Annotated in this window: 14 protein-coding genes and 2 pseudogenes; 8 read left to right on the top strand and 8 right to left on the bottom strand. The window is 58.6% G+C overall.

The genetic code is table 11. The features are described 5' to 3' along the window. Positions 1 to 180 precede the first annotated feature (180 nt). From C5F71_RS29000 to C5F71_RS29480, 5 genes and pseudogenes are all read left to right on the top strand, one after another. Entirely contained in the window at positions 181 to 426 is a 246-nt protein-coding gene (locus tag C5F71_RS29000; protein ID WP_135196254.1) for a hypothetical protein, read from the top strand. 198 nt (positions 427 to 624) lie between these two features. Continuing rightward, positions 625 to 804: pseudogene (locus tag C5F71_RS29790) on the top strand (chemotaxis protein); the annotation flags it as partial. Continuing rightward, entirely contained in the window at positions 802 to 2,079 is a 1,278-nt protein-coding gene (locus tag C5F71_RS28075; protein ID WP_371923405.1) for a methyl-accepting chemotaxis protein, read from the top strand. The pseudogene C5F71_RS29790 and the gene C5F71_RS28075, both read left to right, overlap by 3 nt. Before the next feature lie 166 nt (positions 2,080 to 2,245). After that, on the top strand, positions 2,246 to 2,722 hold the full coding sequence (locus C5F71_RS28080) for a MarR family winged helix-turn-helix transcriptional regulator (protein ID WP_029291088.1): 477 nt from the start codon (positions 2,246 to 2,248) through the stop codon (positions 2,720 to 2,722). 16 nt (positions 2,723 to 2,738) lie between these two features. Further along, positions 2,739 to 2,840 (top strand): annotated as a pseudogene (locus C5F71_RS29480) (cytochrome c5 family protein); the annotation flags it as partial. 228 nt (positions 2,841 to 3,068) lie between these two features. Here the strand turns inward: C5F71_RS29480 and C5F71_RS28085 are convergent. The 7 genes from C5F71_RS28085 to C5F71_RS28125 all read right to left on the bottom strand — a co-directional run bounded on the left by C5F71_RS28085 (position 3,069) and on the right by C5F71_RS28125 (position 14,244). Next, the gene (locus tag C5F71_RS28085; protein WP_135196255.1) at positions 3,069 to 3,605 is read right to left on the bottom strand and encodes a sulfurtransferase; all 537 of its coding nucleotides are present in this window, start codon (positions 3,603 to 3,605) and stop codon (positions 3,069 to 3,071) included. Between the two features lie 1,555 nt (positions 3,606 to 5,160). Next, entirely contained in the window at positions 5,161 to 7,584 is a 2,424-nt protein-coding gene (locus C5F71_RS28100; protein WP_029291085.1) for an RND family transporter, read from the bottom strand. Positions 7,585 to 7,636: 52 nt separating this feature from the next. Then, positions 7,637 to 8,740: a YCF48-related protein gene (locus C5F71_RS28105; protein ID WP_029291084.1), complete on the bottom strand. Its 1,104-nt coding sequence runs from the start codon at positions 8,738 to 8,740 to the stop codon at positions 7,637 to 7,639. A gap of 68 nt (positions 8,741 to 8,808) precedes the next feature. Then, a complete protein-coding gene (locus tag C5F71_RS28110) occupies positions 8,809 to 10,170 on the bottom strand; it encodes a DUF1329 domain-containing protein (RefSeq protein WP_029291083.1) in 1,362 nt (453 codons plus the stop codon). Positions 10,171 to 10,185: 15 nt separating this feature from the next. Further along, positions 10,186 to 11,835 (bottom strand): DUF1302 domain-containing protein, encoded by a 1,650-nt coding sequence (locus C5F71_RS28115; protein ID WP_029291081.1) that lies wholly within the window; start codon positions 11,833 to 11,835, stop codon positions 10,186 to 10,188. 101 nt (positions 11,836 to 11,936) lie between these two features. Next, the gene (locus tag C5F71_RS28120; protein WP_029291079.1) at positions 11,937 to 12,704 is read right to left on the bottom strand and encodes a coniferyl-alcohol dehydrogenase; all 768 of its coding nucleotides are present in this window, start codon (positions 12,702 to 12,704) and stop codon (positions 11,937 to 11,939) included. 64 nt (positions 12,705 to 12,768) lie between these two features. Further along, positions 12,769 to 14,244, bottom strand: a complete 1,476-nt coding sequence (locus C5F71_RS28125) for a benzaldehyde dehydrogenase (RefSeq protein ID WP_029291077.1) — start codon at positions 14,242 to 14,244, stop codon at positions 12,769 to 12,771. Between the two features lie 281 nt (positions 14,245 to 14,525). Between C5F71_RS28125 and C5F71_RS28130 the strand changes: the two genes are divergently transcribed. The 3 genes from C5F71_RS28130 to C5F71_RS28140 all read left to right on the top strand — a co-directional run bounded on the left by C5F71_RS28130 (position 14,526) and on the right by C5F71_RS28140 (position 18,533). Then, entirely contained in the window at positions 14,526 to 16,310 is a 1,785-nt protein-coding gene (locus tag C5F71_RS28130) for a sigma-54-dependent Fis family transcriptional regulator (protein WP_029291076.1), read from the top strand. Positions 16,311 to 16,545: 235 nt separating this feature from the next. After that, a complete protein-coding gene (locus tag C5F71_RS28135) occupies positions 16,546 to 17,586 on the top strand; it encodes an aromatic ring-hydroxylating dioxygenase subunit alpha (protein WP_029291075.1) in 1,041 nt (346 codons plus the stop codon). Further along, positions 17,583 to 18,533, top strand: coding sequence for a PDR/VanB family oxidoreductase (locus tag C5F71_RS28140; protein WP_104912556.1), 951 nt, complete (start codon positions 17,583 to 17,585; stop codon positions 18,531 to 18,533). The genes C5F71_RS28135 and C5F71_RS28140 overlap by 4 nt, the downstream gene beginning before the upstream one ends. Before the next feature lie 6 nt (positions 18,534 to 18,539). On the opposite strand, the gene C5F71_RS28145 is transcribed toward C5F71_RS28140, so the two are convergent. Beyond that, a complete protein-coding gene (locus tag C5F71_RS28145) occupies positions 18,540 to 19,253 on the bottom strand; it encodes a GntR family transcriptional regulator (protein WP_029291073.1) in 714 nt (237 codons plus the stop codon). Positions 19,254 to 19,257: the final 4 nt, after the last annotated feature.

Genomic DNA, 19,257 nt, shown 5'->3' on the forward strand with positions numbered 1-19,257 from the left:
GAAATCATAAAAAACAGAATTTTTTTATGCTTTCCAACATTATAAATTCTTGAAAAAATCACTTAAATCACTGTTTTTACTGGCGATACCATTGCCCCAAGACAAATTCTCGAGCAGTGGCTTTTCAGTTGATGGGATCGGGGCAAGTGTTCGCACTGCTGGTGCAGCTCAGGTCCTGGCATGCAACCTGCTATTTCGCCCGGAGCGCATCGATCGCTCTCAGGCGGTGGTGCTCTTGCCGGTGAATGCCGCATTGCGCATTGCAAGAGACAAAGCCAGTACTCGCAGGCACGACCATTCAGCAGCGTCGAGGAACGCATCATCGAACGCGAGTTGCAGGCGATCAATCCAGGCGACGTGCTCAGAGTGGCGCTGAATCTGGATCAGGGGCTAGGGGTGCGCGGAACTGAACGAGCAGATGAGTGAACGCCCGGAAATGGGTACGAGCACTGATCAACCAAAGCGGCATCAAGGCCCGCGCCGAGAGCTTCTGTCCTGGTAATCATAAGGAATCGTTTCATGAACTTTACCGCCCATCCCGAAATCCAGCGTTTCGATGAGCCACCGATTTCACGACTGGACCCGCAAGGCACGCTGCTCAGTTGCAATGCGGCCTACCTACGCATGTGCGGCCTGCGCGAGGACGAACTGGTCGGCAAACCGCATGAGCAGATTAACGATCCGCGCATGCCTGCCGTCGTCTTCGACAGCATGTGGCGCGCACTACACGCCGGTGTGCCCTGGACCGCGCCGGTGATGGGCCGGCACCGGCAGGGTGAGCGCTACTGGCGCAAGCTTTACGTGGTCCCCCTATTCGATGGAGGGAAACTATCCGCCCTGGGCACCGCTTACCAACCCATCAACGAGCAGGAGATACTAACGGCCGAAGCCCTCTACGAACGCCTTGATCGCGCCCGCTCGCCCTGGACACCAGGCCAGCGCATCTCCTCGTTGCAGGCTGCTCATGGTCTGCAACTGGGGTTGGGGCTGCTGGTTCTCGGCGCGATCATCACGGTACGCCTGCCAACGACTGCCGGGCTGCTGACTCTGCTCGCCCTGCTACTTGCCGGGTTGCAGCCAGCACTCCGCCAGCGCCGCCTGACCCGCGACATTCTTGACCAGTACAGGGAAATTTACAGCGAGCCGCTACTGGCGCCACTGCACAGCAATCACGCTGACAGCAGTACACTGCTTGTCATGGCCTTAAACAGCCAGCGCGCGCGGATGACCATAGTCATGTCACGCATCTGCATCAACAGTGAAATTCTACGCCAGCAGGCACATACCTCGTCTGAAGTAGTGGAAAACGCAGCAGAACAGCTAGATAAACAGGTACGCGAGACCGAACATACCGCCGCGGCGATCAACCAGATGAGCGCCACCATCCAGGAGCTTTCACGCAACCTGCAGAGCACCACCATGGCCGCGCAAAACGCTGACCAGTTGGCCCGTGATGGTGAACGCCTCTCGGACGACAGCCAGAACTCCACTCAAACCATGCGTACCTCCGTACAGGAGATCGGTAGTGCCGTCGCCCATCTTGCCGAGGCCATCGAATCCATCGGCAGTATCACCACGGTGATTCAGAGCATCGCCGAACAGACCAACCTGTTGGCTCTCAACGCTGCTATCGAAGCAGCACGCGCCGGCGAGTCCGGCCGTGGCTTCGCAGTGGTCGCAGACGAAGTCCGTAGCCTCGCCTCACGCACGCGTGAGTCGACTCATGAAATTCAGCGCTCCATCGACAGCCTACGCAGGGGTAGCAGTCACGCGCTGGCGACAGCACAACGGGGAGAACAGGCGGCGCTGCGCGCCAGCGCAGATGTGCAGCAGACACGTCAGTCACTGTCACGCATCTGTGAGGAAGTCGGCCAGATCAGCGACATGAGCCAACAGATGGCCGCTGCAATCGAGCAGCAGGGTCAGGCCGCCGAGCAGATCAACCAAAAGATCAATGAGATCGCCGGCTTCACCGAGCGCTCCAGCCAGCAGGCAGGGCGCAATGCCGAGGTCAGCCAGGCGCTGCATCAACTCGCCGAATCGCAACTGGGTCTGGCCCAGCGCTTCTTCAAGGGCTGAACGATCCCTAAAGCCGAATACCGACAACCACTGAGAGTGACATGAACATTGCAATCATCGGCACTGGAGTCATAGGCTTGCCATCATGTGACATCTTGAATGGGGGTGCCGGATTTATTAGAAATGTCTATGATTGTCAGTCGATGTTCACAAAGCAGTCCCTTCCATGTCCATCCCCAAGAAAAACCGCAGTCGCTACAACCCTGCCAGCGAAGATTTTCACAAGGAAGAGTTTCCTTTTTACTGGCTGGTACGCGTGTACGGGCGCTACACCATGTCCATGGAAAAGCTGCTCAAACGGATCGACCTGGATATTCCGCGCTGGCGGGTGCTGAACATTCTCTTCGAGAACGACGCCGCCAGCATCTCGGAGATTTCTGACCACGCCGTGGCCAAGCTTTCGACCATTACCAAGATTGTCTATCGCATGAAGGAGGATGGTCTAGTGGAAACCAACCAGAGCACGCAGGATGGCCGCATCACTCAAGTCAGCTTAACCGTGGCAGGGCGTCGGGCGTTCTTTGATATGCACGAACTCACTGCTGAATTATTCCACAAAAGCTTTAAGGGCCTGACCGAAGCTCAACTGCGCAAACTCAACCAAGTCTTGGCGAGTATTTTTGCCAACCTGCCTGAGCATTGATTTCCAAATAAACTTGAGACATGTGACAGAGGGCTTCGGCGCTATGCCACCACGCGGCTTCCGCATGGATTGCAGTACTGAAGACTACATGGCTGTGATTGCCTGGATGTCAAAGTAATTAGCTGATATCCCTCATCCCCAGAGCGGTTCTGCGCAAACCCTGAACCACTGATTGTTCGCCCGGGCCTGGAAGAAAGCGCACGCGCTATCGACAACAAAGCGTAATTGGGGTCGACAAGGCGACCACCATGCACCCGTTGAGCAAGGGCTACAGCGATGCGCAGATCGTCCAACAACCGAACTATGACAACCAGACTCTCCAACGCGGCACTGTTCGAAAACCCTCTCAGGTCGATGTCTCGAAGTAGCATTCCATCGGAAGGGTCGCATCGGCGCCCCATTCACTCATTGAGTTATCGTAGACGGCAATGTTGTCATATCCCAGCTGATAGAGCCAGAACGCGTCGACCGCAGCGAATATGCCACTTCCGCAATAAGTGATGAATCCTTTGGATTTGCTTGTCTGCGCTTCTATGAAGTACCGGGAGATTTCCTCTGGGGTTTTAAATAATCCTGTTTCAGGATCCAGCAGTACTTTCTGGGGGACATTCACACTTCGGGGAATCCTTCCTGGACGTCCAAATGCGGTCCCCTTTCCATTATGCACGTCAGCGCCCAAAGCGCTGATTGTGCACATTGAAGGATCATTGATTGCGCTCAGTACCTCCGCTTTTCCTACGAACAGTTCGGGTCGAGGCTGAATTCGCAGGGTGCCAGCAGAATATTTGCAGGGAGAGTCTGACAGGGCTCGCTTTTCTGCCTCCCACTTCTCATGTCCTCCATCCAGGATCGACATATTGTCAAAGCCCAACCACTTCAACATCCACCAGAATCGCGCAGACCACGACACCCCGCTTCGACAATAAACCTTCAGGTCAAGACCTGACCGATCGCGAGTATGAATACCTTTGGTATGACAACTTCTTTTGGGGTGGCAACGATCAAGCTATGTTTTCTCCAGCACCAGGTCGTTCGGCTTATGTATCGCTCAACATGAAGCTTTAAACACGGCGTTGGGAAAAGACAAAAGCAGAGCGATCTCTGGCTTTTTACTTCTTGAGCATTGGTCATAAAACCCACGGGAGCGCCGATGTTGGCATAGATGCAAAGCTCCGAACGCATAGGTCGCCATACGAGAGGGTTGGCATCAGCATCCGCACAGACCCGTGCAATCGTTCAATGATCGAATGGTTGTTGCTCAGCTTCGGGGTCCAGGGAATACCGTTGGCAACATTTTCTGAAGTTTAAAGTGAGTAAAAAGGTGCTGAGGCAGGTGAGCATCAAAACGGCAACTGGGCAGATTTGTATCGGTGAGCACCGTGTGCTGAAACAGCAGTGAGCAATACCCGCGGCCTTCCCACGCGATTCGGTCATGGTGCTTGTCAGCACAGCCTTGGTGAGGCATCTGGCCCATGAGAGGCATGCCGTGGCACTCCATCCCAGCCATGCTCACTAATTGGTTTTTACCCTGGGCAAGGCTGTCCCCCTGACTAATCAGCGGGCCGGCAAAATCATCAGCATGGCGAAAAAACTCAGCTACGCCCGATGATTAGCCGCTTACGCACTAGCAGGAGCTATATTGATAACGCGTAGCTTTCGATACCTGCGGTTGAGCACCGTATCCGCGTGTGGGCAGCCAGTGAAGAAATCCAACATCCTCCTTGCTTGCCAATGACACCAATCGAAATCCCATGGTATCGGCGGAAAAGGGATGCGAAAACGAACTAAGCCTGCTATTAGCAAGCGTCAAATTAAAAGAAGCGCTAAGGTTGGGAGGGGCAGGAATATCGTGGGGGAACTTTGCAACGCAGATCAGGTTAGGACGCGGGTTTCGTCCGACACGCAGCAGCCATGTCAGACAAAAATAGAACGCTATGCTTAACGTCACCGCAGAACTTATAGGGCAGGGAAGCTAGAATCCCATCTGCCTGCTGGTTATCTAGCTAGATCGGTGCTTTGATCTGGCTCTTGTTGCTCAATGCAGAACAGAATTGACCTCCAATGCCATTGAGTTCAAGCCCGCTCATCTTGCCATGCCCTAACCCGCAAGCGAACACATTGAATAACCCGACCGTACATGAATGGTTCTGCATCCACTGAAGACCCAATTCCTGGCGGCGTAGCCAGTTCCTCCCGCCTACCACACCTGCAGCAGCCGATAGTTTTCCAGGCTCGCCTGCAACTGTACCTGCGAGCACTGCTGCTACACCGCCTGGATCAGGATGCTGCCGGCCAGTAACGTGACGGATGGTTGTACAGAGCAAGACTTGACGGAGTTACGGCCGATCAATCAAGTCCTCGCAGCGGAACCGACCGCGACAACGTTGCAGACTTCCCCCGGGGCGTTGGCGTGGTAGGTGCCCTCTTACCGAGCAGCTTCAGCGCTGCTTGACTAACTCCGTGGTCAGCTTCGCTTCAGGCTTTTTTGCGAAGACCTTCTGTGGCAGCAGCAGCCAGGCCAATGCCGGCAACAAGATCAAGGCACCGAGCATATTCACCAGGAACATAAAGGCCAGCAGGATGCCCATGTCTGCCTGGAACTTGATCGGTGAGAAAGCCCAGGTCGACACCGCGACCGCCAGTGTCATGCCAGTGAGCAAGACCACTTTGCCGGTGAACAGCAGCGCCTGGTAATACGCTTGGGCCAGGGTATCGCCGGCACGCATTCGAGCCAGGATCACGCTCAACACATAGAGCGCGTAGTCAACGCCTATGCCCACGCCGAGTGCGATCACCGGTAGTGTCGCGACTTTAACGCCCATACCCAGACTCACCATTAGCGCTTCGCAAAGTATCGAGGTGAGCATCAGCGGCAGCATTGCACAGAGGGTGGCGCGCCAACTGCGGAAGGTCAGCAGGCATAACAGGCTGACCGCACCGTAGACCCAGAACAGCATCTCACTCATGGATTTTTTCACCACGATATTGGTCGCGGCTTCGATCCCGGCACTGCCCGCGGCCAACATGAATTTGACCTCTGGCACCTGATGCTCAGCGATAAATTTCTCGCTGGCCTCCACTACTCGATTTAGGGTATCTGCCTTGTGATCGGCCAGGTAAACGTACAGCGACAGCATCGAGCAACCTTGATTGAACAGCTCCCGTGGCGCTCGGGTCTGAACCGCACCCAACGCGCCGTCATTGGGAATCAGCTCATACCATTTGAAGTTGCCTTCGTTGTAACCCACCGTGGCGATCTTGCTCAGCGCAGCCATGGAGGTGGTCGACTCCACTCCCGGTAATTGCTCAAGCCGCGAGGCCAGCGCATCCACTGCGGACAGGCTGGCGTAGCGCGTGCACTGATCTTCCGGGGTTTTGATCATGACCACGAAAATATCCGAGCTGGCCGCATAATTACGGGTCATGAACAGCGCATCGCGGTTGTAGCGCGAGTCGGCGCGCAGCTCCGGGGCGCCGGGATCAAGATCGCCAATTTTCAGGTGCAGGCTCACGGCAAAACCGAACACGGCCAGCAATAGGCCGCCCAGCATGGCGCCAATCGCCCAACGACGCTGGGTGAACAGATCGAGAAAACGCCACAACGGATGTTTGATCTGCGCCTGCAACTCGGCGTTTTCCGAACTCAGGCTGCGTTGTGCCGCTGCCGGGCTGACACCGAAATAGCTGAGCAGGATCGGCAGCAGAATCAGGTTGGTGAAGATCAGCACCGCCACGCCGAGGCTGGCGGTAACCGCCAGGTCCTGGATCACCCGGATATTGATCACCAGCAACACCGCAAAGCCCACTGCATCGCAGAGCAACGCGGTCATGCCGGCGGCGAACAGTCGGCGGAAGGTATAACGCGCGGCGACCACCCGATGGGTGCCGCGACCGACGTCCTGCATGATGCCGTTCATCTTTTGCGCACCATGGCTCATGCCGATGGCAAATACCAGAAACGGCACCAGCGCCGAATAAGGGTCCAGCTCATAACCAAGGGTGGCGAGCAGACCGAGCTGCCAGACCACTGCCACCAGCGAGCACGTCACCACCACCAGGGTACTGCGCGCGCACCGGGTGTAGCCATAGAGCACAACCACGGTCACCAGTACCGCCACCACGAAAAACAGCAGTACCTGGGTCACCCCCTCAATTAGATCGCCGACAATCTTGGTAAATCCGGTGATGTGAATCTGCACATCATCGGTCTGGTACTTGTCTCGCAGGGTTTCCAGTTGTCGAGAAAACTCACCGTAGTCCAGGGGCTTGCCGGTCTGCGGGCTGATTTCCAGCAGGGGCACGAAGATCACACTGGACTTGAAGTTGCCGGCCACCAACTGACCGACCTCGCCCGAGCGGGCGACGTTGGTACGCACCTGTTCGATACTAGCGACAGAGCCATCGTAGTCGTCGGGAATCACCGTGCCCCCATCCAGGCCTTCTTCCGTCACGGCGGTCCAGCGTGTGGTCGGGGTCCATAACGACTTCATATAAGGCCGATCGACGCCTGGCAGCAGATAGAGCTCGTCATTGAGCCTGACCAGCGTGTCGAGGTACTCCTTGGTGAAGATGCTGCCCTGCTTGACTTCCACGGCGATGCGCAGCGAGTTGCCCAGGCCGCTGAGCTCGCTGCGATTCTCCAGGAAGTTGGCGACATAGGGGTGACCGGTAGGAATGGTCTTTTCATAACTGGCGTTGATGCCAATGCGCGTGGCTTGCCAGCCAAGCAGCAGGGTCACCAGCAGGCACAGCAGGATCACCAGCGGTCGATGGTTGAAGATCGCACGCTCGGCGAAGTTGCCCGACGCCTGGTCAAAGTCTTCCAGGCGGCCGATCACGGTTTGGGATTTGTCGTCTTTCAAGTTTGACTCCTGTTGCACGGACCTTAGCCCGATAGCACTACACCGTGAAGTTTCAAGGTTGGCCGGATGCCCGCGGATCCTGGTCAGCGGCCACGCCGCTCAAACCGACGCTGGCCAGACTGCCGTCGGCCGCCTGCTGCACGGCAGCGACCGTCGCGCCGCTGCGGCTCTGACGTTTGTTGAAGCTGCGACCCTGGTCGTGGCTGAACAAGAGTTCACCGCTCTGGCTGACCATCAGCAGACTGCCGTCGCGCAGTTCGATGGCGCTCGCCAGCGTTGAGTGGATGCCAGTGTCGAGACGCCGCCAGTTGTTGCCACGGTCATCGGACCACCAGGCGTTGCCGCGCAGCCCGTAGGCAATCAAAGCGCCACTGCTCGTGCCGAGCAGGCCGAAAAAGCTGCCTTCATACGGTGACTTCAAGGCCTTGAAGGATGCCCCGGCATCGCTCGAACGCAACAGCAAACCGCGCTCCCCCACCAGCAGCAGGTCAGTGCCCAAAGCCCGGATGCCATACAGGTTGAGGCCCTGGGGGTTGTCCACATTGCGCATCCACGGTTGCCAACTGCGTCCTCCGTCGTCAGTGCGGTAAATCTGGTTATAGGCACCCACAATGTAGCCATGCAGCCGGTCACTGAAGTACAGGTCAAGAAACGGCTTGTCCGGTCCATCGTCCAGCAGTTGCCGTGCCTGTTTCAGCTGGCTGGCACCGCCCGGTTGATCGGCGTCACGCTGCGCGGCCTGCACGGCCAGCGCGGCAGCAGCCTCACCGTCGAGTTGCTTGTGCCAAGTTTCACCGCTGTCCCCGCTGTGCAGTACGACACCCAGGTGACCGACCGCCCAACCCTGCTCGGCATCGACGAATTGCACCGCCGTCAAGCTGACACTGACCGGCACACTGGCCTGGCGCCAACTTTTCCCCGAGTCGTCCGAGAGCAACACGATTCCCCGCTCTCCGACCGCCACCAAACGCTCCCCGGCCCGGGCCAACCCGAGCATTACCGCGCGTTGGGCCTTGGCGGTCGGCAATGCCGGCTGCTGCAATACCGCTAACGTTGCGGCCTGCGTGCCCACGGACGTGCTCGCCATCAGGCACAACGCCAGGGCACACGCGCCCCGTCGCAGGCCGCAGCGTGCTAAGAATTTTTCGATGTTCATGTCTTTATTCCGCTCGGAAAATTTCCAGCGACCGGGACGAGATTTTCGCCCGCCACAGCCGCCCAGGTTCAACGCATGTTTTCGTTGGCCATGGCATCCGGCGTGAAGTAGGAGGCCGAAGGCTTCGCGACTTTCTTGTACTGAACCGCCAGGTCATTGCTCGATGAGTTGAGGAAGTAGGCGCCGGTGTCGAGGTTGTAACTGCCCCACATGACCTGTGCAGTGAGCGCCGGCAGGTCCGGTGCCAACAGCGTCAGCGAATACATCTGGCGTCCCAGTTTGCCCTGAGCGTCATACCCGTCGGCCATCAGGATCTGCCAGGAGTCCTCGTCGACGTAGTAGGTTCGACGCGGCACCACATGGCGTTTGCCGGATTTAAGCGTGGCCTCGACCACCCAGACCCGATGTTTCTCCCAGCGCACCAGATCGGGATTGAGGAAGTTCTGTTTGACCAAATCGTCGCTCTTGGCCAGACCGGCGCGGTTGTTGTTGTAGGCGACGATCAGTTCTTTCTTGCCCATCAGTTTGAGGTCGTAGCGATCGGTCGGCCCGAACAGCATGAACGCCTCATCGAAGAAACCGACTCCGGAGGTCACAAAGTCTGGTGTGTCATAAGCAATATTCGGTGCCCGACGCACGCGGCGCTGTCCAACCAGATACTGCCACGCCGCGCGGTTGGCCGGATCCAGGTCCCAATGGGTCATCAGACCTTCGCCAGCCTTGGACGAGGGCAGTTCGGTCAGCAGCTTGCCGAGCAGGTACTTGCCGGAATAGTTTTCCAGGCTGCCGCCTTCGACGTAGTAGGGAAACTGGTAGGTGTACTGGGCGCGAGTCGCCTGGACTTTTTTGCCGCCGGCGGTCATCAGCCAGGTATCGAAAGGTGCATAGATGGTGTCGCCGCCCTGCCAGGACAGCCGGTAGTTCCACAGTACTTGCGCGCCGTTGCCCGGAATCGGGAACGGAATGCCGCCGTAGGCGCTGGCGACTTTCTCGGTCTCAACGTCCAGCGTCGCGCGCACGGCATTCTTCGCGGTGTTGTCATACACCCATTGCGGGGCCGCTGCCGAGCGATGGGTTGGGTAGACGTCCAGGCGATAGTCCGGGTATTTCTTCAGCAGAAGCTTGGTGCCTTCGGCCAACTGATCAGCGTACTGCTGCATATTCGAGGCGCTGATCGAATACAGCGGCTTTTCCGCTGCAAAGGGATCGGGACGTTTGTCACCTGGTTTGTATCCGGGCGCGACCTTGGTGTAGCCGCCGGTCCAGGCCGGGATGCTGCCATCGGCATTACCGGCGCGCTCCGCGCCAACGGGCGTCAGCTCGGTTTTCAAACGTGCCGCCTGCTCAGGCGATACTGCCGCCTGCGCCAGGCTAATGCCGGCAAGGGCCAGGGCGAGGACGCAAGTGTTGAGAATTGTTTTGTTCTGCATGGCGAATCCACCTTATTAGAATGAGGTTTTCAAGTAGAGAGAGACGAAGTCACGGTCGGCCAGTGACTGCCCGTAGCTGAAGTTTCCGTCCTGTCGAAGCCCGGCTTTCGGGGCGCCGAAGAAGTTCACGTAGTTCAGGCCGACATCCCAGCGCTGCAAATAAGTCGCCTTGAGCCCAACGCTCCAGTCACCGGAGTGGGTATTGCCGAAGCCCGCTTTGTTGACGGCCGAAGAGCGACCATCGAGCACGATCCCCATACCTATTGGCACCGTCAGGTCGACCCCGTCGATAACCTGGAAGTACGACGGCTCCAGCAAAACCCTCAGGGCCGTTGCATCGCGGGTTGTGTTGGAATCCAGTGCCGCAGCGTTCTCGGTGATGCTCAAGGTGCGGTTCCAGGCCAGCTCGGCCAATGCCGAGCCGCCGTCCCAGAAGGCGTTCGGTGACAACAGGTAAATGGCCGACAAGTTGGCGTGCGCGGTTTTACCCCGAGCAAATAGCGAGTTGTCGCCACCGTCCGCTGCCAAACCCGGGGTCACCACTTGCAGATTGCTCACCAGCGGCGCATTCCAGCGCACAGAGGTCTCACCGGCAAAGTTGAACGGGCCATAGGCCGTGGAGAAACTGACACCCGCCGTCTTGATATCTTCGGCATACACCTGACGATAAGAACCGAGGATTGGCAGCCCGGTGGCCGCCGCAGCCGCACCATCGAGGTAGGCGTACAGGCCAATCGGCGTCTTGTCGTGATACTGCGCAGCGTAGAAGCCCAGTTCCAGCTCGGTCCCGGTCGGTTTAAAGCGGATTTGCATCCCCCCTTGCCCCGAATTATTCGGTTTCAAATCGCCACCATTCACTGTGTCGTTGCCAAACACTTCGCGCAGCGAACCGCTGCCGTAACCGATGGCATCGGTATCGCTCAGGTAGCTGCCGGCGCCCGGCAGATTGGAGCGTTCCCATTCAAACTGGTAGTAAGCGCCCACCGACAACTGCGGGTTAATTTGCAACTGCCCGGAGATCTGATTGACCGGACGCAGGATCTCTTTGAACTGGGTTCCCGGCACGCTGAGCAGCTTGACCACATCCGTTGGGCCTTGGGCATTGGCGATCCCGTTTCCTCCATAGAACAGGCTTTCTCCATAGATCAGGCTATGCCGCCCCAAACGCGCCACGCCCTGAGAGTCTTCACCGAGGTCTCCACGCAGGAACACAAAAGCGTCGAGAATTTCTGCGTCGCGCCCGTGGAGCTTGCGCGTCTCGCTGAGGAAATGCGTTTGCTCACTGCTGTCGGTGTCTTGGTTATAGATATCGTCGTACCAGGCCGCGCCACTCACCCGTAGCCCGTAGTTTTGCCGGCTGAGGTCCATTTCGGAAAACAGATCCAAACGGTTGGAGACCAGGCCGCGACTGAAATTTTTATCTCCCTGGCTTTGGATCGAGGGAAACAGGCCATTAGCGGTCGGCGCATTGACCAAGCGATCGTCCTGGCCATTCACACGCCAGGCCTGGCTGTATTTGATGGTGTTGTCCCAGCGCAGCTTCCAGTCGGAATCGCCGAGGTCCATTTGCATGGCCTCGACCCGTTCGACCATCGCAGTGGTGCTGCATAACACCACAAACAATGCGCAGTATTTGAAACCAGAAAAGCTCTTGAAGTTGTCCATGGACGCTCCTGTTTGTTTTTATTTTCGGCATGGCTTTGCACGCATGGCATCAGCCAATACGCTCGAGCAGCAGCTTGTGCTGCTGTCTTCTGGGTCGGGTTTTAGATGTAGGTCGAGGCCAGGCCACCATCGACGGCTAGGTTGACGCCGTTGATCCAGCGCGACTCGTCGGCACACAGAAACGCAATGACCGCCGCTATCTCATCGGCATAACCGGGGCGTTTCATACGATGAGCATCCGCCTGGGTCCGGGCCTCGCCGAGCATGGTCACGAAGTCGCCGAGGATCGGGGTAAACACCGGGCCTGGTGCCACACTGTTCATACGCACCGAGTGCTGCAGAAACCAGGACTGGGCCTGCACATAGTTCCAGACGATCAGCGCTTCCTTGAAATACTGGTAGCAGGTCTCGTCTGGCACTGCGTGTTCGGCCAGCCAGGCTTGCGCTTGCGCAAAGTCTTCAATGTTCGCCAACGCCTTGTGCAGCGCCAGGCGTTGCGGCCACTCTGCACCGAGGATCGAGGCGATATTGACAATGCTGCCGCCAGCCGTTATGCGCGGCAGCAGTGCACTGCTCAGGTGACGCAAGCCCAGGTAGTTGACCTGCGCCAGCAATTGCGGGTCTGCCGTGCCCGGGACCCCGGCGATATTGCACAGGCTGTCGATCCTTTCCGGTAACTGTGCCAACAGTCGGTCGATGCTCTCGGCACTGCTCAGATCACCCTGGACAAACCCGTCCAGGGTCATGAACGGAGCCTTAAGGTCCACACCAATCACCTGAGCACCGTGAGCGCGCAACAGGCTTGCAGTGGCCGCGCCAATACCTGAGGAAACCCCGGTTACCAGCACAATCTTGTTGTCGAGTTTCATGTTGTGTCCTCTTATTATTCTTGTGTCATCGCCTGGCCGATCGCACGCCTCGGCCCTCACCTCATCAAAACGGGTAGCGCGGGGCGGTATCCTTGATCGTGACCCATTGCCATTGGGTGTATTCATCCCAGTCGGCTGGGCCGCCAATGCTGCCGCCATTCCCTGAACTGCCACGCCCACCGAATGGATTGACGCATTCGTCGGCCACTGTTTGATCGTTGATGTGCAGCAGGCCGCAATTGAGCCGCTCACCTATCGCCATGGCACGCCCAACCGAAGGCGAGATGATCGCCGCGGCCAAGCCATACTCGGTGCGATTGGCCAACTCGATGGCCTCTGCGTCACTGGTAAAACTCACCACCGTGGCCACCGGGCCGAAGATCTCATCGTCGAATGCGCGCATGCCGGGGCGCACGCCAGAAAGCACCGTAGGTTGGTAGAAGAGCTGTTCAAACTCGCCGCCGGCTTCCAACGTTGCTCCGGAGCTCACACTCTGCGTGACGATTTCATGCACACGCTGCAACTGTCGCTTGTTAATCAACGGCCCTAAAACCGCTTCGCCACGAGCGGCATTGCCGACTGTCATGGCCCGCGCCTTCTCTGTCAGCCTGTGGACCATTGCTTCTGCGATCGACTCATGGACCAGAATGCGTCCGGTGGCCATGCAGACTTGCCCCTGATGCAACCAGGCGCCCCAGGCGGCATTGCTCGCCGCCAGCTCAAGGTCGGCGTCTTCGAGCACGATCAACGAATTCTTGCCGCCCAACTCAAGGGCCACTTTCTTCAAGTGACGCCCCGCCACCTCCGCGACCTTGCGACCCGCAGCGGTGGAGCCGGTGAACGCAATCATCCGCACATGAGGGTCACGGCACATGGCCTCGCCGGCCGCAGCAGCACCCGGCAACACCTGCAACAGGCCCTGGGGCAAGCCTGCTGCTTCGAACAATCGAGCAATGATGAAACCACCACTGACCGGGGTTTGCGGGTCGGGCTTGAGTACCACCGCATTGCCGGCTGCGAGCGCCGGCGCCACCGAGCGTATGGACAGTACCAGGGGAAAGTTGAACGGCGAGATCACACCGACCACGCCATGGGGCAACCGGCGCGCGTAAGACAACCTACCAGCTTCGCTCGGAAGGACCAGACCATGAGCCTGCGACAACATCGCGGCGGCCTGATGCAGCAGTACGATCGCTTCGCGAACCTCGTGCTCGCCCTTGAACAGGCTGCCGCCACTCTCCCTGGCGACGTACAGCGCCAGTTCGGCGAAGTGTTGCTCGGCCAATGCGCCGGCCTTGCGAAAAATCACTGCGCGCTCGCGTGGTCCCAATGCTGCCCAAGCGGGTTGAACACGGGCAGCATTCAGGCTGGCAAACGCAATATCTGCCGCATCGGCCAACCCGGTGACGGTCAGCACTTCGCCGGTGGCCGGCTCATGCACGGTATTGCTACCACCTAACGGACGAATCCAGTCGCCGTTGAAAACACGATCACACCACAACGCGTCTTGAAGAAAACTAGAGGGTTCACTGACCGACATTTAGGCCTCCCGGCTCTTGTACTTGTTATCGTCCATCACCGCCTTCTGAAAGCGGTGAAGTCATGCAAGCAATAGAGCAAGGCGTATGCCGACTTTCTTGAGCGCTTGATTTTTTTCTGACGGAGGCTCTATTCCGCGACATGACGCGCAGCAACCCGAGACAGGGTGACGGTTTCGATGCCCCTCGCCAGCCCGGCACTTGTTCAAATGATAAAGTTATGATTAATAACTGTTCTGGCAGTTAATCATTTCGATCACTCAATGTGCTCAGGGGCAGAACAATGAATAATCCCCAATTACTGTTTGCCGATCTTGCTGGGCGAGAGAAGGATTTTTTGCCTCGTGGCGACAGCACCCAACTGGTCGAGGGCAACTCACCGACCCTGGCCGAACTGACCGAATGCTTGTTCTTCTCCCCGGTCGACGGGCGCATCTGGCTTAACGATCAACGCATGCTGCTGTTGCACAGTTCATCCTTCGGCGCGCTACGCAGAGAAATCATCGAGCGCCAGGGACTGGAACAAACCCGTGGCCTGTTTACGCGCACCGGCTACCTGTCTGGCGCACGCGATGCGCGATTGATTCGTGAGCGTTGGCCGAACGCCGATGCGGCAGCGATTTTCTCGGCCGGCACCCGCCTGCATACGCTCGAGGGCATGACCAAGGTTGAACCCGTGCACTTCAAGTTCGACGCCGACTCAGGCTTCTACGAGGGTGAGTTCCTCTGGCATCACTCCTGCGAGGCTGACGAACACATCGCCGCCTACGGAATCGGCCAGGACCCGGTGTGCTGGACCGAACTGGGGTATGCCATCGGTTATGTCAGCGGGCTGTTCGGCCGTCTGGTGATCTTCCGTGAAACCGAATGCCGGGGCATGGGCCACGAGACCTGCCGAGTGGTCGGCAAGACCGCCGAACAGTGGGGCGATGTTGAACAGGATTTGAGTTATCTCACCGCTTCGCCATCAAGCGTCGTTCCCAGGCAGCGTTCAGCACCAGCACCTGCCCCCGATGACGACAGCGAAATGCCTGTCGGGCCAAAACCTATTGGAGCCAGCGCAGCCTTCAATGCCGCCACCCTCGCCTTGCAGCGTGTGGCGCCTACCCCCGCTACGGTACTGTTCAGCGGTGAATCCGGGGTCGGCAAGGAGCTATTTGCCCGCCAATTGCATCAGTACAGCCCGCGTCATCAAGCGCCCTTCGTAGCCCTCAACTGTGCCGCGATCCCGGACAACCTAATCGAGGCGGAGCTATTCGGTGTCGAACGCGGCGCCTATACCGGTGCCACCCATTCGCGCCCCGGGCGCTTCGAACGGGCTCATGGCGGCACCCTGTTTCTCGATGAAGTCGCCAGCCTCAGCTTGCCGGGCCAGGGAAAGCTGCTGCGGGCATTGCAGGAGCGCGAGATAGAACGAGTTGGTGGTGGTCACCCCATCAGGGTCGATGTGCGGGTGGTGGCGGCAACCAATATCGACCTGCGCAAAGCGGTAGCGACTGGTGACTTTCGCGAGGACCTGTTCTACCGCTTGAACGTCTTCCCCATCACCCTGCCGCCACTGCGTGAACGACGCGACGACATCCCGTTACTGGTCAACGCGTTCCTGCGGCGCTTCTGCCAGGACTACGCGCGCAAACCCGCCGGGCTGACCATGCGGGCGCTAAAGGCATTGCTACGCTACGACTTCCCCGGCAACGTGCGGGAACTGCAAAACCTGGTAGAACGCGGTCTGATCGCCAGCGAGGATGGTCAAGCCATCGACCTCGTCCACCTGTTTCGCAATGAACCGATACCACAGGAGCTGTACTCGCTGGACGACAAGGGTAGTCTCGCCGCCATCGACCAGAGTCCCCCCAGCGCACAGCCTCGCCCGGCCCTGCTGGAAACCTTGACCCGGCTGGAGCAAAGCTTCTCCATTGAAGGCCTAGAGTCGCGCTTGATCGACGAAGCGTTGCAACAGAGCGAAGGCAATCTGGCTGCGGCTGCACGAGTGCTGGGGTTGAGTCGTGCGCAGTTCGCGTATCGACTGAAGAAGTACCACCAAGCCTCGCCAGAGCAGCCATCCTGAAGCGTAAAACCCTCGATGTTCATCCGCACAAAAAAAACCGAGACTCCCTGGTAGTTTTTACATGAGCTACATCAATGGATCCATTATGAAGCCTCAAAAATATCTGAGTTGAAAAAACAGACATTATCGCGTGATAATCGCGATTAAATCGATTCTCTAAGATTGACTTGCAGTAAGCGTCATCGCTTAATGGATCCATTAAAAAACAAAAACAAGCACTACCTAGAGGTCTCTTATGTACCCAAAAAATACCTGGTATGTCGCCTGCACCCCCGATGAAATTTCGCAAAAACCCCTGGGCCGACAGATCTGCGGCGAAAAAATGGTGTTTTATCGTGGCCAGGAAGACGTCGTGGTGGCGGTGGAGGACTTCTGCCCGCATCGCGGCGCGCCGCTGTCGCTGGGTTATGTCGAAAACGGCAACTTAGTGTGCGGTTATCACGGCCTGGTGATGGGGGGCGATGGCAAGACCGTCGACATGCCCGGCCAGCGGGTGCGCGGCTTTCCCTGCAACAAAACCTTTGCCACCGTTGAGCGCTATGGCTTTATCTGGGTGTGGCCGGGTGATCAGGCCTTGGCCGACCCCGCGCTGATCCACCATCTGGAATGGGCCGTGAGTGATGAGTGGGCGTACGGCGGCGGGTTGTTTGATATCCAGTGCGATTACCGCTTGATGATCGATAACCTGATGGACCTGACCCACGAAACCTACGTGCACGCCTCCAGCATCGGCCAGAAGGAAATCGACGAAGCGCCGCCGGTCACTACGGTGCAAGGTGACGAAGTAGTCACCGCCCGGCATATGGAAAACATCATGGCCCCGCCGTTCTGGCGCATGGCTTTGCGCGGCAACAACCTGGCCGATGACGTACCAGTGGACCGCTGGCAGATCTGCCGCTTCACCCCACCCAGCCATGTACTGATCGAAGTCGGCGTGGCCCATGCTGGCAAGGGCGGCTATAACGCCGCGCCCGAACACAAGGCCGCGAGCATCGTGGTCGACTTCATCACGCCGCAAACCGATACCTCGATCTGGTACTTCTGGGGCATGGCGCGCAACTTCAACCCGCAGGATGAGGCGTTGACCGCCAGTATTCGTGAAGGCCAGGGCAAGATTTTCAGCGAAGACCTGGAGATGCTCGAACGCCAACAACAGAACTTGCTGGCCCACCCGACGCGCAACCTGCTCAAGTTGAATATCGATGCCGGCGGCGTGCAGTCGCGCAAGATTCTCGAGCGCCTGATCGCCCGGGAACGCGCTGGAGAACCGACATGATTGAGGTCGTAGTGACGTCCCGCACCACTGAAGCCCAGGACATTTGCAGCTATGAACTGGCCAGCGTCGATGGCAACCCGCTGCCGCCCTTCAGTGCCGGTGCGCATATTGACGTGCACCTGCCGGACGGGCTGATCCGCCAGTATTCCCTGTGCAATCACCCGGAGGAACGGCATCGCTACCTGATCGGCGTGCTCAAAGACCCCGCCTCACGGGGCGGTTCCAACAGTCTGCACGCACAGGTGCACGCGGGCACTCGCCTGACCATCAGCGAACCGCGCAACCTGTTCCACCTGGCCCACGAAGCACGGCGCAGCTTGCTGTTTGCCGGCGGCATCGGCATCACCCCGATCCTGTGCATGGCCGAACGCCTGGCCCAGACGGGCGCCGACTTCGAACTGCATTACTGCGCCCGCGCCAGTGAGCGTGCGGCGTTTGTGCAGCGCCTCAAGGATTCCGCGTTTGCCGAACGGGTCTTCCTGCATTTCGACGAGCAACCCGAAACGGCGCTGAATGCCGCCCAGGTGCTGGCGACGCCGGCCGGCGACATGCACCTTTACGTCTGCGGCCCGGGTGGGTTCATGCAGCATGTACTCGACAGTGCGCGGGCGCTGGGCTGGCAGGAGAACTGCCTGCACCGCGAATACTTCGCGGCGGCGCCGGTGGACAGCAGCCTCGACGGCGGGTTTTCGGTGAAAGTCAGCAGTAGCGGCCAGGTCTTCGAGATTCCCGCCGACAAAAGCGTGGTGCAGGTCCTGGAAAGCCACGGCATCGAGATTGCCGTGTCCTGCGAACAAGGGATTTGCGGCACCTGCCTGACCCGTGTACTGGAAGGCATACCGGAACACCGCGACCTGTTCCTCACCGAGCAGGAACAAGCCCTGAATGACCAATTCACACCCTGCTGCTCGCGCTCGAAAACGCCCTTGCTGGTGCTTGATATCTGAACCGCGTCACGACGCGGGCAAGATCACCTTCATGCGCGCGTCGGCGGTGGCTGCGCTGAAGATTTCGGCGTAGCGCAGGGTCGCGTTGGCATGCTCACGCATGATCGCTTCAGCCCGCGCGCCCTGGCGACTGACCAACGCGTCGAAGACCGAATGGTGTTGCATGTGGGCATAGTTGAAGCGCCGGTACTCGCGGGCCATGTCCTCGCGATCTATCGCCAGCGCGGTCACCGACGCGAATGGCAGGTGATCATTGCGTGCCAGCGCATCGGCGATTGCCGGGTTGTGGCTGCCTTCGACGATGACCTGGTGAAAGCGCATGTTCAGGTCGTGATAGACCTCAAGGTCGTCCTCGGTGACGTAGCCCTTTTCGAACAATTGATCACCTTCCACCAGGCAGCGCTCCAGCGTCGCACGCGCCTCGGCGGACAACCCCTGTTCGGCGGCCTGACGCGCCGCCAGGCCTTCGAGCACGCCGCGCACTTCGACGGCACCGGCGATATCGCTGGGGCTGACCGAACGCACTTGATAGCCGCGCCCGCCAAACGGCACCAGCAGCCCTTCTTGTTCAAGGGTTCGGAACGCCATGCGCACGGGCATGCGCGACACCCCGAACAGTTGCGCCGTAGGAATCTCCATAAGGCGCTCCCCCGCCACCAACTCTCCGCTGGCAATCATCTTGCGCAGTGCAACCAGCACCAATTGACCAGGCTTACTCATCCAG

Source organism: Pseudomonas sp. LG1D9, assembly GCF_002949995.1.
Classification (GTDB): Bacteria; Pseudomonadota; Gammaproteobacteria; order Pseudomonadales; family Pseudomonadaceae; genus Aquipseudomonas; species Aquipseudomonas proteolytica.

Coding starts and splice junctions, on each gene's coding strand:
- C5F71_RS29000 (WP_135196254.1), top strand. CDS start 181: ATGCAACCTGCTATTTCGCCCGGAGCGCATCGATCGCTCTCAGGCGGT.
- C5F71_RS28140 (WP_104912556.1), top strand. CDS start 17,583: ATGATTGAGGTCGTAGTGACGTCCCGCACCACTGAAGCCCAGGACATT.
- C5F71_RS28145 (WP_029291073.1), bottom strand. CDS start 19,253: ATGAGTAAGCCTGGTCAATTGGTGCTGGTTGCACTGCGCAAGATGATT.
- C5F71_RS28135 (WP_029291075.1), top strand. CDS start 16,546: ATGTACCCAAAAAATACCTGGTATGTCGCCTGCACCCCCGATGAAATT.
- C5F71_RS28115 (WP_029291081.1), bottom strand. CDS start 11,835: ATGGACAACTTCAAGAGCTTTTCTGGTTTCAAATACTGCGCATTGTTT.
- C5F71_RS28130 (WP_029291076.1), top strand. CDS start 14,526: ATGAATAATCCCCAATTACTGTTTGCCGATCTTGCTGGGCGAGAGAAG.
- C5F71_RS28105 (WP_029291084.1), bottom strand. CDS start 8,740: ATGAACATCGAAAAATTCTTAGCACGCTGCGGCCTGCGACGGGGCGCG.
- C5F71_RS28125 (WP_029291077.1), bottom strand. CDS start 14,244: ATGTCGGTCAGTGAACCCTCTAGTTTTCTTCAAGACGCGTTGTGGTGT.
- C5F71_RS28085 (WP_135196255.1), bottom strand. CDS start 3,605: ATGTTGAAGTGGTTGGGCTTTGACAATATGTCGATCCTGGATGGAGGA.
- C5F71_RS28080 (WP_029291088.1), top strand. CDS start 2,246: ATGTCCATCCCCAAGAAAAACCGCAGTCGCTACAACCCTGCCAGCGAA.
- C5F71_RS28120 (WP_029291079.1), bottom strand. CDS start 12,704: ATGAAACTCGACAACAAGATTGTGCTGGTAACCGGGGTTTCCTCAGGT.
- C5F71_RS28110 (WP_029291083.1), bottom strand. CDS start 10,170: ATGCAGAACAAAACAATTCTCAACACTTGCGTCCTCGCCCTGGCCCTT.